Genomic DNA, 12,423 nt, shown 5'->3' with positions numbered 1-12,423 from the left:
GATGTCGTGGAACGCCCGCATCGGTCGCGGGTTTCGGCCTTCCCACGATCCAACGTGCGGTGCTGCGGATCGCGAAGCGTTCCGTTCGCCCGAGGACGGACCTTGCCCGGGAGGGGCCGTCCGACGGCGTCCGCCCTGCTCCTTGCGCACACAGGGATGGACCTGGGTGCGTTCGGCTGTGCGACGACGGGCCTGGGCACTCGGAAAGGGCCGTCGTCGCACGGAATCTGGTTCAGGAGGCGGCGGTGGCTCCGGCGGGATCGGGATAGGCATCCGCCATGGGAGAGGTTCCCGTGGTGAGGAAGTCATGGATGGACGTGAGGTAGGTGTCGCGGTCCACGGCGCCTTCACCATGGACGTCGAGTGCGGTGAACGCGGCGGCCGCGCCGTCGGCACTGTTTCCGGTGGCGGCCCGCAGCCGGGTGAACTCGTCGCGGCTCAGGTGTCCGTCGCCGTCAAGGTCCGCGAGGTCGAACAGAGAACCGAGGGCGGGGCGACAGGACTCCTCGAACGCGTCGTGTCCGGCCCAGGCCCGGTACTCCTCGAAGGTGACCGCCCCGTCGTTGTTCCCGTCCATCCGGTCGAACACCTCACGGTGCGCCGTCAGGGCGGCTGAGACGAGGAGGTCGTGAGGGTCCCGGCCGCACGCAGCCGCGGCACGATGCACCCGGCCCAGATACTCGGGGAGCGTGATCACACCGTCCCCGTCGACGTCCAGCATGGCGAAGATGCGCCGCTTCGCAGTGTCCGACATCCCCTCACCCTTCCCTTCCTCAGAACGTGGTCTCACCCGAAGAACGGTTTCCCGCCGACATCGGACACTGGGCCAGTGGTGTGATGCCGGGCCCACCCGGACATCTGACGGCATCAGGACGGCCTCACCTTGCCCACCGGGGCGGCGGCAACGAGCGCGGCCCAACCCTGGCAGCACGCCCCTGGGACGTTCCGTCCGCTGATCCGATTGTCCGGAAACAGCGACGCGGCGCTCTCGGTCCGCACTTAGGCTGCGGAGGCCCGATGACTGTCAGCTCAATGGAGGTCAACGCAACGTGGCCGATTCGACCACCGCTCCCGTATACGCCTACCGCAGCCAGATCACCCCGCAGACCGCGGTCGCGTGGGGCTCGGAGCCCTTCGAGACCGCGCCCGGCGGCTGGGTCAACCTGCCCGGAGCGCTCATCCCGATCTCCCTGGGGCCGTCCTTCTCCCTCAACGGAGGGCTCCTCGTGGTCACCTTCTCCGCCGAGGCCGCCGTCCGGGGCCCCGGCGGGATCGGACACGCGGACATCACCTTCGGCGGAGAGCCCGGCAGCCCCCGCAACGAGAACCACCCGCTGCTCACCGCCGAGCAGCCGCACCTGACCCTGACCGCCCGCACCACCGGCACCCGTACCGACCAGGTGTGCCTCACCGAGAGCGGCGGCGAGTCCTGGAGCAGCCACACCATCACCCGGGCCCGCAACTACCCCTGGGACGCGGCCAAGGTCCGCAACGCCGAGGTCAAGGTCCGGCTCCGCCTGGAGGGCGGCGAGAAGTTCCTCGTCCAGAACTGGCTCGTCCATCTGACCGCCTACCCCTACAAGGACGCGGCCACCACCTGACGTCCCGCCCGCCGACGAGCGTCGCGCGGGACGACTGCCCCTCGGCCTGGTCCAGGCGCCCATGCGGGAACTGGACCAGGCAGACCGCCGTTTCCCCGCGGCTCGTTCCCTCCCTGTTCCCTTCACGAGCCGCCAGGAGTCACACGCATGAGCGGAACCGTCATCACCCTCACCGACGCCGGGTTCGACGCCCAGGTGGTCAAGGCTCAGGGCCCTGTCCTGGTGGCCTTCCTCGCCCAGTGGTCGGGGCCCTGCAAGGCGGCCGAGCAACCTCTGGCGGAGATCGCGGCCGAGAACTCCGGACGGCTGACCGTGGGCAGCCTCGACATCGACCGCAACCCGCTCACCCCTCCCCGCTTCACGGTCACCGCGGTCCCCACCTACCTGCTGTTCAAGGCCGGAAAGGTCGCCGGGACCAAAATCGGCCCCTGGTCCAAGGCCCAGCTCGTCGAATGGCTCCGCGGCAACGGCATCTGAGCACCACCGCTCCGCCCGCCCGCCGGGACCCGCACGGGTTGCCGACCCACCCCGGTCCCGGCCTGGCACGGAGCCGCAGCCGTCCGCGTCCAAAGCACAGCCGGGGCAGCGGAGCAGAAGCAACGGGCACCGCCACCACCCGGGATCCGCCCGACGCCATGAGTCTGGGCCGACGGTCCGAGAACCGCACGGCGCCCGGCTTGTTTCACGGGCGGGTTGTCCGGAACGAGGCTGGGGGGCGACATCTCCCCGGTCGCACTGCGCGGATGCGGATGCGGATCGCTACGCATCGTGTCCGGGCGGGAATGTCCCCCGCCGGTCCCGGGGGCGCCCCTTCGGCGTGCCCCGAAGCTTCGTGACGGTCCTTCAGGCAAGCCGACGAAAGGCAGAGAACGCCCTTGGCTCTTCCCGATCGCGACCGGACCCAGCCCGCCACCCCGCTGACGAGGGACCTGAACGCGGCTGTCGTCGTTCCCGACCCGAGCACGGACGCGGAGGCCTCGTTCGCCTCCCGGGGGCTGGTCGCCGCGCTCCCGGGGGAAGGCCGCGGCGGCGAGTTCGCGCCAGCCTGGTCCTGCCGTACGGCGGCGGGCTTCTTCTGGTGGGGCGGAACCACTGCGCGGTGAGCGGCGGAGGCGCGGTGGTAGCCCCGGCCGATGTGGTCTCCGATGTCAGCCCGGCCGGAACGACCGGACCTCGGCCCCTGTGCGTCGGAGGCCGCCGAGGACATCGCCGTGGTGACGGCGCGTGAGGCGGGCGACAGCACGTTGACCGCTCGGACGTTCGCGCCGGACATCTGGCTGTCGGCGGCCTCGATGAGCCGCGGCGCGTACCAGCGGGCCTTCGTTCCGTACGCGAGAGCAGCGGGCACGACGTCCAGTCGGCCGGACTCCTTGTCGAACCCCACGTCCCGAACGTGCCCGGCGAGCTCGGGCGCAGCCGTAGGATCTCGCCGCCTCTGACGCAGGACATTCCCGGTGACAAGGTGCTTCTATCCGTCTCGGACCGGTGACATGGCGGCCCAGTCTCACGAACGTGGCATTTCCTTACGGGTCCCGTTCGAGTGGCCGGAGCTGTGGCTGTGGCAGCAGCCCGGGACGGAGCCGGGCCCCTGGCTGCCGCTGTCGGGTGCGGCGCTTGTGGCGTCGCTCGGCAACGGTGTTGCCGGGGCCGGTGAAGTGCACGTCGATGCCTTCGTCGTCGACTTCGAACACGATCGTGCTGTCGAGCTTGGCGACGGTGTTCCGCTGCTGCAGGATGATGCGGTTCCCGTCCCGGCGGGCTATCCCTTTGACCGGTTCGCCGTACGGGCTCTCGACGAACTCCTGGCCGAGGGTGAACTGCGAGACGATCGTGCGGGCAGGGCCGGTGGTCTCGAACGTGTAGTGGTCGCCCTCCTGAGTGATCGTCATGACCTGCTCGGGCGATGCCATGTCCTTGCGGGCGTCCGGTCCAAAACCGATCGACTCGAGGTACTCCTCGTACCCTTCGCTGCCGGCCACTTCGTACGTGCCGGTGAAGTCGGTGAACGCTCCGAGCCCCATGCGAGCCCCTCCATCGTGGTCATCGTGGGTGCGAGGCTGTGACCGGCGCCGCGTTCACCATGATCCGGTTGTCAGCCGGGCGGGAACAGGAGTAATCGGGCCCAAGTGCGGCCGACCGCGCATGGTTCGCCGTCTCCGTCGCCCTGGTCGACGGCAGCGGGCACAGTGAGCGGACGGTGGCGATAGCCCCGGTGCGCGCGGAGGTCGCCGCCCGCACCGGGGCGGTTCACTAAGCGGTGCGCGGGTGCGGCCTGTCCGGAAGCGGCCAGGCCAAGAGCAGCGACCATGGCTACCTCCCCGGACTGGACTGTGAGGCCGTCGCCCCATCCGCTCATACGGGCCCGGGCCGTGGGCACCCTTGCGGTGTCGCACATGAACCAGGCACGAAGGTGCGTCCGGTGGCCGTCGGGTCCCCTCTCTTCCAGGAGGGCAGACCGACCCGGTGGCCGTCGTGTCCGTAGACCTGGTTACCTGACCTTTCCGGCGGAGCTGGGCTCTGCGAGCGGCGGAGTGGACGCCTGTGCGGTCTTGTTCCATCGGCGCACCAGGAGGGCTCCCGCCGCTGCTCCGGCCGTGTTGAGGGTGACGTCGTCGGCGGACGAGACCCTTCCCAGTGACAGGTGGTACTGCGCGATCTCGACGGCCAGTGAGAGCGCTGCCGTGGTCAAGACCCCTTTGACCGTGCGCCGGGGTGGCGGCCACAGAAGCGCGGTGATTCCGCCGAACGGTACGAGCAGGAGCATGTTCCCAGCGAAGTTGACCAAGGTCACCTCTGAGAAGGCGACACCGGTGCTGGAAGATGCGGCCCAGAATTCCTTGAAGGGGACAGGGGAAACGCTGCGGCCGGTGCCGTACCCGTCTGAAAGGGTGTCGAACTGGTGCTTCGCGGCGAGCCGGTTCAGGCTGCCCCGGCCGGGGGTGCCGTCGGCGGGGACAGGCCCGGCTTCCGGCCCCGATGACCGCACCGCTCCTACCAGCGGCTCATGCCGGTGAGGGTGGTCGTCCCGTAGTGGCCGTCCGCGTACTGCTCGGCCAGGAGGCCTTCGTCGACGAGCGCGGCCTCGACCACGATGACCCCGGCGTACGTGCCCCTCGTCCCGGCCATCTGGGAGTTGGACCGGGCCGCAGCCCGCAGCAGGCTCCGGGAGACCACCGGGCGGGACGGTGCCGGGGGCGCCGTGGCCGGGGCGCGCCGCGATCCGTTCGCGCATCCCGGCCATGGGGATGCCTCTGGGGCCCGGCTTCCCCGGCTGCCGCTCCAGGTGGCCCAGGACCGGCCGGGCGCCCCGGCGACAGGGCCGCCGCAGCGCGCTCGATGGACAGGAACCGCACGTCCGGCCACGGGGCGATGCCGTCGCCGAGGTTCTCGCACTCGACGCCGTAGAGGTGGCGGTTAGCGTCGACGCTCGCTTCGCCGTCGGCCGGGAGCGGCTGCTCCACGATCACGGCACGTAGCACGTCGGGGGCGCCGAGCCCGGCGTGGTTGGTCCGTCCGTGGCCGATGAGGTGGACTCGGCCGTCCTTGGCGATCGTCCCGTGACACAAGGGCCGGGCAGCCCTTCGTAGCCGTCGCGGACGATGCCGACGGTGCGGGCCGTCCCAGAGGTCACGGTGTGGTGGACGGCTACTCCGTGCACCGGGCCCCAGGGCCCGCGCGCGTCGCGGTTCCGGGTCTACCGGCCGGGAACCCCACGACGTCCAAGCCCTCATCGAGGAGCGCGCGCGGGAAAACGTCGGAGGACAGCGGCGCCGCCATCGGGCACGCTCCGGCCAGTGCCAGGACCCGGCCAGCATCGCGCCGTCGCCGGACTGCACGCAGCCGCCCGCCGCAAGGGGTGGAAGAAGGTGCCGGTCGGATTGAAGACAGCCGGACCGACGCGGCCGGGGTCCTCGGGGTCGACCTCGGTGACGGTCGCGGCCCGGCGGACCACCGGGAACTTGGGGTGGCGAGTACCGCAACCGCGCCGCCGGGCCCTCGGCCCCGGCCCCACTTCTCCCCGAACCGGCTGTTCGTGACCCACGCGCCCTGACGGCCGCCGAGCGCGCCACCGTCCTGCCCAGGAGCGACCGTCGCGGAGCCCTCGCCGAGGTCATCCTCCGCGAAGTCGGCCGACGCCTCACCGCACCGCTGAAAGGCACCGCCCGCTGCGCTCCGGAACCGCGCCCGCCTCCTGCTCGGCGGCGCACGATGGCGTCAGCCGTCGGACATCGCTACCCAGTTGTACCCGAAGTAGTTCAGCCCCTGACTCTCGTCGGTGGCCTGGAAGGAGCGAGTCAGGACATTGTTGTAGTACATGCGGCGCGGGGGCTCCCCGTCTCCCAGCCCGACTGTCAGCAGGCCCTTCTCCTGGTCCATGAGCTCTTGCGAGCAGGTCCGGCGGGTTGTCGGGGTGAGCCGGGACATCAGGAGGACATCGTTCTCGAAGACGGCCCTGCCCGTGAAGTCGTTGCAGCCGGCCTTGCCCGTGACGGTCCCGTTCCGGTGGAAGACGTAGTACACCTCCCTACCACCGATCACCGGTCCGATGGAGTCGCCCACGACGAGGTGGTCGAGCCGCCACCGGGAGCCGAAGAGTCCCTTCGGCCGTATCAGCTTCACCGCGATGAAGTCGCCCTGCCGGTTCTTCAGGTCCATCGTCAGGTCGTCGACGCGTTGGTTGATGGTGAACGGCCCGCTGAGGAGCTTCCGCAGCTCTTCCTCGAAGGAGAGACGCGCCTTCGGGCAGGTTCCGGCCGTGGACGCCTCATCGGTTTTCCGGCCGACGGTGAGTGTGGTTTCGGTGACAGTGGTCGCCGCTTCGAACGGGGTGCACCCGTAGTTTCCCAGGGTCGTGTCGTCGTAGCCGAACTCGAGCCAGGCGGCGGCCCGGGGCGGGGCTGTGGTCACCTGCCCTCCTGCGCTGATCCACTGCACGTACCAGCGTGCTCCCACCAGCAGCCCCCCGTTCCCGCCAGGTCCCGTGGGCGTGGGCATGGCCGTGACCGGGGCCCGATCCGTTTCTGTCGGCGTACACCCGGTGATGAGCAGCAGAGCGGCGAACAGAGATCCGACGATGCTTCCCGTACGGCATCCATGCTTGGAACTCCTGTACATGCAGCATGAGACGGACAGGGTCCCCGTAAGGTTGTAGAGCGCCTCTCGGCGCCAGGGCCTTCGGGCCGTCCACCGCTCGGCGTGCGCGGCCGGGTCCGCGGCGGCGGGCCCGGCCTCTCGGACGTCACGGTCTACGCGGCCGAGCACAGGGTCGTAGAGGGAGTAGCCGCCCCTGCCAGGAGGCCGCCGCCGAAGCCGCCCGCGTCCAGGCCGCCGCCCCGCCCCGGAGGACGAACAGGAGCGGGGCAGGCCCGGCCGCCGCTTCTTCCGCCGCCCCAGCTCCGCGACGCCTGCCGGGCAAGCCCGGGGCGACCTGGGCAAACCTCCCTGAGCACCGGCTTGATCACCCCGGCCGGAGTCGATCCCGCCGGAGTCGATCCCGCCGGGGTGTCACCGGGGCACGGGCATCCCGGCTTCACGGCGTGGGCGCGGCTGACCGGTGATCGGTGGCCGGTGATCGGTGATCGGTGGCCGGTGATCGTCCCGGTCGGGAGTCGCATGGGCCTGTCAGGGCACTGACGTGCTGGTTGGCCGATGCGGGGAGACGGATCGGTCACGCCTGGCCCGCCGATCCGCCATGGGTCCGTCGGGCAAGCCCCTCTGGGCGGAGGGCTTGCCCAGCGTCCGGATCGCGGGGCGGGACGGGTTCCCGAGGTCGCGGCGTCACCGTCTGGGACGTGGTGGCCCGGAGTCGGTCTCCGGCAAGCCGAAGCCTCCCCTGGGCACGCTGGGAGCTTGCCCGGGGGGCTCGGGTACGCCATGGCGGCAGCCACGGTCTCCAGGGCGGCGCGCTGCTGCGGGTCGACGGGGACGTCCGTCACCCGCCCATCGCACCTGGACAAGCCTCCCCGGGCGGGAGGGCCGCCGGGCGCACCCCGCCTTCTTCTGCCCGCCAGGATCCCGGCCCCGCCGCCACCCCCTGGGCGTGGGTACCGCCGACTCCGGAACACACAGGTGCGGGCGGGCCCGAGGGGCCAGGGCCGAGTCCGCCGGGCGCGGCTGCGCGTCCTCGGGGGAGTCCGGGCTGTTGTGCTGAGTGACGCGTGCACGGTCCGGCGGCCCCGGGAATCCGCCCCGGTCTCGGGGCCGCCCCCGACTCCGGCGCGCCGCCCGGCGGAGCCGTGTCCGGTCGCTGTCTGACGCCGTTGGCTGGGGTACGAGCGTGGAGATCGTCCGTGAGCCGTACGCACGGCGCCCCCGCCGGGACCCGTCCGTGCCGGTGTCGAGGGCGTGTCACCGCGGCCGGTGCTTCGACCCGGAGCCGGGTGTCTCGCGCGGCGACTGGTCCACCGGCGCGGCCGTCGTTTCCCGCCCAGCGGTGCGACGGCTCGCACCCTGGCCACCGTCTCCGCCCCGGGCGGTCCCACCGCGATCGAACGCCGGCACCGCCCCGTGACCCGCCAGATCCCGGCGCTCCCTGCCACCAGAACTCTGCGACGGCACCCCGCCGGGTCTTCTGCGGGGCGCGGAGCCTGGCGCTATCTTCACAAGAAAGAACAAAAAGGGGGAGGCGACAAAAGGCCCGCACGATGGGCGGCGTCAGGAGGAGCAGCGATGTCCGAGGTGTACGTCGAGAGCGAGTTCGCCCCCCTGCGCACCGTGGTGCTGGCCCGCAGCGAGGTGGCCGTCCCCTCGTCGGCCGTCTCCTCGGACGACATGCGGTTCCTCCCGGCGGACTCCTTGCTGCGCAATCCCGTCGGTGGCGACATGCGGGACCTCGATCCCGCCCGTCAGGCCCGCTGGGAGCGGGAGCGGGAGGCGTTCCGGGCGGTGCTGGAGCGGCACGGGGTCCGGGTCCACCGCCCCCGGGCGCTCACCGCGGCCGAGAAGGCCGCGGCCGGCACCGACGGCTACGCGAACTTCTTCGCCCGGGACCCCTTCTTCACGGTCGGCCGCCACGTCGTCGAGGCGTCCATGCGCTTCCTGCACCGCCGCCGCGAGGTGCTGCCGCTGCGGCCGGTGATGCTCGACCACGTCTACCCGGCCGACTGTACGTACGTCGCCGTGCCGGTGCCGGAGGTCGCCGCCCCTGACGACCCCGCCCTCGGCCCCGGGCCCTTCCTCGAAGGCGGCGACGTCCTGGTCCTGGGCGACCGGGTCTTCGTCGGCACCTCCGGACTGGCCTCGAATCCGCTGGGCATCCGCTGGCTGGACAAACTCCTCGCCCCGCACGGCTACACGGTCGAGACGGTCCGGCTGCACGAGCGGATGCTGCACCTCGACTGCGCCCTGGGGCTCGTCCGAGAGGGCCTGCTGGTCGTCTGCGAAGAGGCGCTCCCGGACGGGCTGCCCGAGTCGCTGAAGGACTGGGACCGGATCACCGTCGACCTGGAACGGGCCACCTTGCTGGCGACCAACGGTCTCCCGCTCGGCCCCGACGTCTACGTGACCGACCCCGCCTTCGCCTTCGTGGGCGAGCGGGTGGAGGGCTTCGGTGTCCGGGTCGAGTACGTGGACTTCTCCGTCACCCGCTCGCTGGGCGGGTCCTTCCGGTGCAGCACCCAGCCGCTGCTGCGAAGGTTCTGAAGACCCCCGGGGAGGGACCTCCGGCCCCGTCCCGCACGGGGCCGGAGGTCCTCTGTCCAGCGGTGCCGGTACGGGAGGGGCGGGACGGCGGAATCGTCGCCCCGCCCCTCCCGTTGAGGAGAAACGGCATCCCGGACCACCGACCCCGGAAGGAGGGTCATGGGCGCCTTCCCCACCCGCCACCCACAGGACGCGCGCGAAACCCCCGAGGTGCGAGAAGCACCGGGCGTCCCGGAGCAGCGGGCCACCTCAAGGACGCGGGGCTCCTCGTCCCGCACGTCGCCGGGCTTCTTCTTCGGGGGCGTCTACGGAACCGTGCTCGCCAGCTCCCTGGTGGCCGCACTCACCTCACACCCCGCCGATCCGGCCCACCGCTTCCACTACAGCGCCGTGTGGCTGGTGGCCACAGCCCTCGCCGCCGCCCTGGCCCACGGCTACGCCCACTTCGTCTCGTACGGCGCGCACGGCCGCCACACCCCCGGCGAGCTGGCTGGCCGCCTCCTCGACGAGTGGCCGCTCGTCGTGGCGACCCTGCCGTCGGTCGTCCTCCTCCTGGGCGCCGACACCGGCCTGTGGCCCGCGCTGTACCTGGAGTACGTGATCCTCGGGATGAACATCCTTCTGCTGTTCGGCTGGGGCGCCGCCGCGGGCCGCGCGGGTGGCCGGAGTCGGCGGGGCGCCACGCTCGTCGGCACCTCCACCGCCCTCCTGGGCGTGGCCGTCATCGTGGCCAATGCCCTGATCAAGTGACCGCTCACACTGGGAGACAACAACCCCCGGGGCGTCCTTCAGGCCGCCTGCAACCGCCCGGCCGCCTTGTCCGAGCGCGGCGAGGGCGGCCAGCTGCTCCGCGCGGAGCTTGTCCCGCCTCGACTTGGCGTTCGAGAGCCACACCCCCAGCTTCACGGGCACCGGCTCCGCCTCGCCGTCGACCGTGATCTCCACGACCGCGCCGCGCGGGGCGGCCCCGGAGCAACCTTCGGCGATCGGGCAGGAGCTGATCTTCTGCTCTTCTGCCGGGCCGGTATCGCGGCTCCGCCCACCGCCCCGAAGGACGCCACCTGAACGACACGACCACCCCGCCCGAGCCCTCGCCCGAGGCCCCTGGCCGAGCTGCTCGACGCTGGGCGGACCCGGGTGTTCCAGACCATCAAGTCGCCGTGGCCGCGCTTGCTCCTGAGCGTGGTGTGCGCGGCGGCCGTGTGGCTGCCCGACGGCGACGCCGCCCGCGACCTCATCGCGACCGCGATCGACGCCCTGGAGTGAACCTCCGCGATTGCCCGCGATCCCGTTGCGGGCCAGCCCCCACGCTGCGTGGCGGCGAAGCCACCGACGGGCCACCAGCCGGAGAAGCGGGGCCTCATGCGCGCACGCCACGACACCACCGCCCCGGTCCCGGAGGGCCGCGGCCTTCGGCCTCCCGCGTACGGCGTCCCCTCCCCGGCCCCGCTCGCCCGCGCGGACCGCGGATCCGCCCGGTTCCTCGGTCGGCACGGCGAGGACCAGGAGGACCGGGCCGACGGCGGCGAGGACCCCCAGCGGTGACCGTCGGCCATCCGCACGAGACGCTCCCGGCAGCGAGGCCACCATGCACACCAGCAGCCACACGGTCCTGTACGACCCCGACGGGCTGATCGAGGCGGAGCTCCCGCTCGACCGCGAACCGTACGAGCGCCTCGTCAAGGCCGTCCTCGCGTGGACCGGCGAGGCCGCGCTCGCCGGGCGCCAACGCGCACCACCGGAAGCGACGGGAGCACGGAGACCGGCATACGCAAGCCCTGCGGCACCTGTTCAACCGCATGATCGGCCAGCTCCACCACTGCCTCCAGACTCGTGTCCCCTTCGACGAAGCGATGGCCTTTCCGGTGGACACCGCTACGGCGTGACTGACGAGGACTCCTCCTCCGGGGCGGCCATGACCAGACCGGAACTCACAGCCTGGTGCCGATCGATGCGCTGGAGGCGGGCCCAGAGGTCGAGCTGGTCGCAGGCCCATGAGGGGTCGTACGCCGCCGTCGGCAGCTGCGGTACGCGCTTGCGGCCGGTTTCGTCGAGGCGGTAGGGAGCGTCGAAGGCTTTGTCCCAGCCGTCCAGGTCTGCGGCGAAACGAGCGCCCGCTTCCGCGGCGTCGATCCCCAAGTACTGGGCGATCTCCGACCAGGAGCTGCCCCGTTCGCGTTCGTAGATCACGGCCGAGGCCAATGCGCGTTGAGCGAGTTCGACGAGCTGGAACGCTTGGCTGACCCGACCCCCGGGACCAGTGTCAGGGTCGTTCTCGGTGGCGACCAGTCCCCTCGCGCTATCCGCTACATCCACGGCGTGGTCGCAGAGGACCAGGCGTGCCAGTGCCTGGCGGGTGAATCGGGCACGGTCGGCGTCGTAAGGGGTCGTCTCAGTCACCCGCGCAGTCTCCCAGGCCGTGTCCGCAGCAAGTACCTCATTTCCGACGGAGACCGGGCTCCGCTTGACGGCTCAGCCGCATGAGGTGTCCTTCCACGCAATAGCCGTGGGAAGAGGTAGGCCCCGACCGTGAGGCCCGGCGGCGGCGCGATGGGTACGAGTACCGGCATGGCGCGTGAGCGGATCCGGTGGCCGGTCGTCGTGGAGTAGCCCGGGAGATCATCGAGGGCTACGACGGCGGGGGCACGCTGCGGCGGGTGATGTACCGCCTGGTGTCGGAGGGCGTGCTGCCGTATACGGCGCCGATGTACCGGCGCCTCTCGGCGCAGCTGACGAAGGCGCGGGGGGGCCGGTTCCCGGATCTGATCGACACCGTCCGCGAGGTCCACGTCCCACCGGCTCGGGACGGTCCTGACCGCGGGCGCGTACCGGGGTGATCGGGCCATCCGCAGCGCGGTGGCGATCCGCCGAAGGCGAACCGGTCATTCTTCCCGCTCGTGGCCTTCGGTACCGTCGGCCCGGCGGCCGAGCGTGGGCAGGTGGATCGTGCTGGTCCCGAGCTCTCCGGTCGGAGCGCCCGCTCTCCGCGACGGGCCGGGGCTTACCCAGGGTAGCCGTGCGGTTTGAGTCACTCGGCACCCTTCTGCGGCCGGTTGGCCATTTTGTTCGATATTCGTGCGCTGTCGCCGCGTGGTCCACTGTCCGGCGGCTCTCCCACCGGATCTCCCGATCGGTGGACGGAGCCACGCGTTTGTCGTGCACGGTGTCATGCCCGCTGCCC

13 protein-coding genes and 2 pseudogenes are annotated in these 12,423 nt (G+C 71.6%); 8 read left to right on the top strand and 7 right to left on the bottom strand.

Annotated features, from left to right (window positions below; translation table 11 throughout):
• Positions 1 to 232 precede the first annotated feature (232 nt).
• Positions 233 to 754, bottom strand: coding sequence for an EF-hand domain-containing protein (locus ACFXGN_RS22980; protein ID WP_384862212.1), 522 nt, complete (start codon positions 752 to 754; stop codon positions 233 to 235).
• Positions 755 to 1,049: 295 nt separating this feature from the next.
• On the opposite strand from ACFXGN_RS22980, the gene ACFXGN_RS22975 reads away from it, so the two are divergent.
• The 3 genes from ACFXGN_RS22975 to ACFXGN_RS22965 all read left to right on the top strand — a co-directional run bounded on the left by ACFXGN_RS22975 (position 1,050) and on the right by ACFXGN_RS22965 (position 2,704).
• Positions 1,050 to 1,601: a hypothetical protein gene (locus ACFXGN_RS22975; RefSeq protein ID WP_384862210.1), complete on the top strand. Its 552-nt coding sequence runs from the start codon at positions 1,050 to 1,052 to the stop codon at positions 1,599 to 1,601.
• A gap of 147 nt (positions 1,602 to 1,748) precedes the next feature.
• Complete coding sequence (locus ACFXGN_RS22970) at positions 1,749 to 2,078, top strand: thioredoxin family protein (RefSeq protein WP_384862207.1); 330 nt, start codon at positions 1,749 to 1,751, stop codon at positions 2,076 to 2,078.
• A gap of 398 nt (positions 2,079 to 2,476) precedes the next feature.
• Positions 2,477 to 2,704 carry a hypothetical protein gene (locus ACFXGN_RS22965; protein ID WP_384862204.1) on the top strand — a complete coding sequence of 76 codons (228 nt, stop codon included), beginning with the start codon at positions 2,477 to 2,479 and terminating at the stop codon, positions 2,702 to 2,704.
• A gap of 420 nt (positions 2,705 to 3,124) precedes the next feature.
• Here the strand turns inward: ACFXGN_RS22965 and ACFXGN_RS22960 are convergent, their stop codons facing one another.
• The 5 genes and pseudogenes from ACFXGN_RS22960 to ACFXGN_RS22940 all read right to left on the bottom strand — a co-directional run bounded on the left by ACFXGN_RS22960 (position 3,125) and on the right by ACFXGN_RS22940 (position 6,596).
• Positions 3,125 to 3,622, bottom strand: a complete 498-nt coding sequence (locus tag ACFXGN_RS22960) for a lipocalin/fatty-acid binding family protein (protein ID WP_384862201.1) — start codon at positions 3,620 to 3,622, stop codon at positions 3,125 to 3,127.
• A gap of 467 nt (positions 3,623 to 4,089) precedes the next feature.
• Positions 4,090 to 4,587: a VanZ family protein gene (locus ACFXGN_RS22955; protein WP_384862345.1), complete on the bottom strand. Its 498-nt coding sequence runs from the start codon at positions 4,585 to 4,587 to the stop codon at positions 4,090 to 4,092.
• 5 nt (positions 4,588 to 4,592) lie between these two features.
• Positions 4,593 to 4,775 (bottom strand): hypothetical protein, encoded by a 183-nt coding sequence (locus ACFXGN_RS22950; protein ID WP_384862349.1) that lies wholly within the window; start codon positions 4,773 to 4,775, stop codon positions 4,593 to 4,595.
• Between the two features lie 34 nt (positions 4,776 to 4,809).
• Positions 4,810 to 5,378: pseudogene (locus ACFXGN_RS22945) on the bottom strand (N-acetylmuramoyl-L-alanine amidase); the annotation flags it as partial.
• 438 nt (positions 5,379 to 5,816) lie between these two features.
• Positions 5,817 to 6,596 (bottom strand): META domain-containing protein, encoded by a 780-nt coding sequence (locus ACFXGN_RS22940; RefSeq protein ID WP_384862198.1) that lies wholly within the window; start codon positions 6,594 to 6,596, stop codon positions 5,817 to 5,819.
• 1,674 nt (positions 6,597 to 8,270) lie between these two features.
• Here ACFXGN_RS22940 and ACFXGN_RS22935 point away from each other — a divergent pair.
• The 5 genes and pseudogenes from ACFXGN_RS22935 to ACFXGN_RS22915 form a co-directional block, all read left to right on the top strand.
• On the top strand, positions 8,271 to 9,242 hold the full coding sequence (locus tag ACFXGN_RS22935; protein ID WP_384862196.1) for a dimethylarginine dimethylaminohydrolase family protein: 972 nt from the start codon (positions 8,271 to 8,273) through the stop codon (positions 9,240 to 9,242).
• Positions 9,243 to 9,401: 159 nt separating this feature from the next.
• Positions 9,402 to 9,992: a hypothetical protein gene (locus ACFXGN_RS22930; protein ID WP_384862193.1), complete on the top strand. Its 591-nt coding sequence runs from the start codon at positions 9,402 to 9,404 to the stop codon at positions 9,990 to 9,992.
• Between the two features lie 387 nt (positions 9,993 to 10,379).
• Positions 10,380 to 10,508 carry a hypothetical protein gene (locus tag ACFXGN_RS22925; RefSeq protein WP_384862191.1) on the top strand — a complete coding sequence of 43 codons (129 nt, stop codon included), beginning with the start codon at positions 10,380 to 10,382 and terminating at the stop codon, positions 10,506 to 10,508.
• 96 nt (positions 10,509 to 10,604) lie between these two features.
• Positions 10,605 to 10,787 (top strand): hypothetical protein, encoded by a 183-nt coding sequence (locus ACFXGN_RS22920; protein WP_384862189.1) that lies wholly within the window; start codon positions 10,605 to 10,607, stop codon positions 10,785 to 10,787.
• A gap of 170 nt (positions 10,788 to 10,957) precedes the next feature.
• Positions 10,958 to 11,128: pseudogene (locus ACFXGN_RS22915) on the top strand (IS110 family transposase); the annotation flags it as partial.
• Here ACFXGN_RS22915 and ACFXGN_RS22910 read toward each other — a convergent pair.
• On the bottom strand, positions 11,118 to 11,642 hold the full coding sequence (locus tag ACFXGN_RS22910) for a hypothetical protein (RefSeq protein WP_384862186.1): 525 nt from the start codon (positions 11,640 to 11,642) through the stop codon (positions 11,118 to 11,120). The pseudogene ACFXGN_RS22915 and the gene ACFXGN_RS22910 overlap by 11 nt on opposite strands.
• Between the last annotated feature and the right edge of the window lie 781 nt (positions 11,643 to 12,423).

The organism is Streptomyces sp. NPDC059247, assembly GCF_042754005.1.
Lineage (GTDB): Bacteria > Actinomycetota > Actinomycetes > Streptomycetales > Streptomycetaceae > Streptomyces.
Note: the sequence above shows the minus strand (reverse complement) of the source record. Positions and strands in the feature narration are given on the sequence as shown.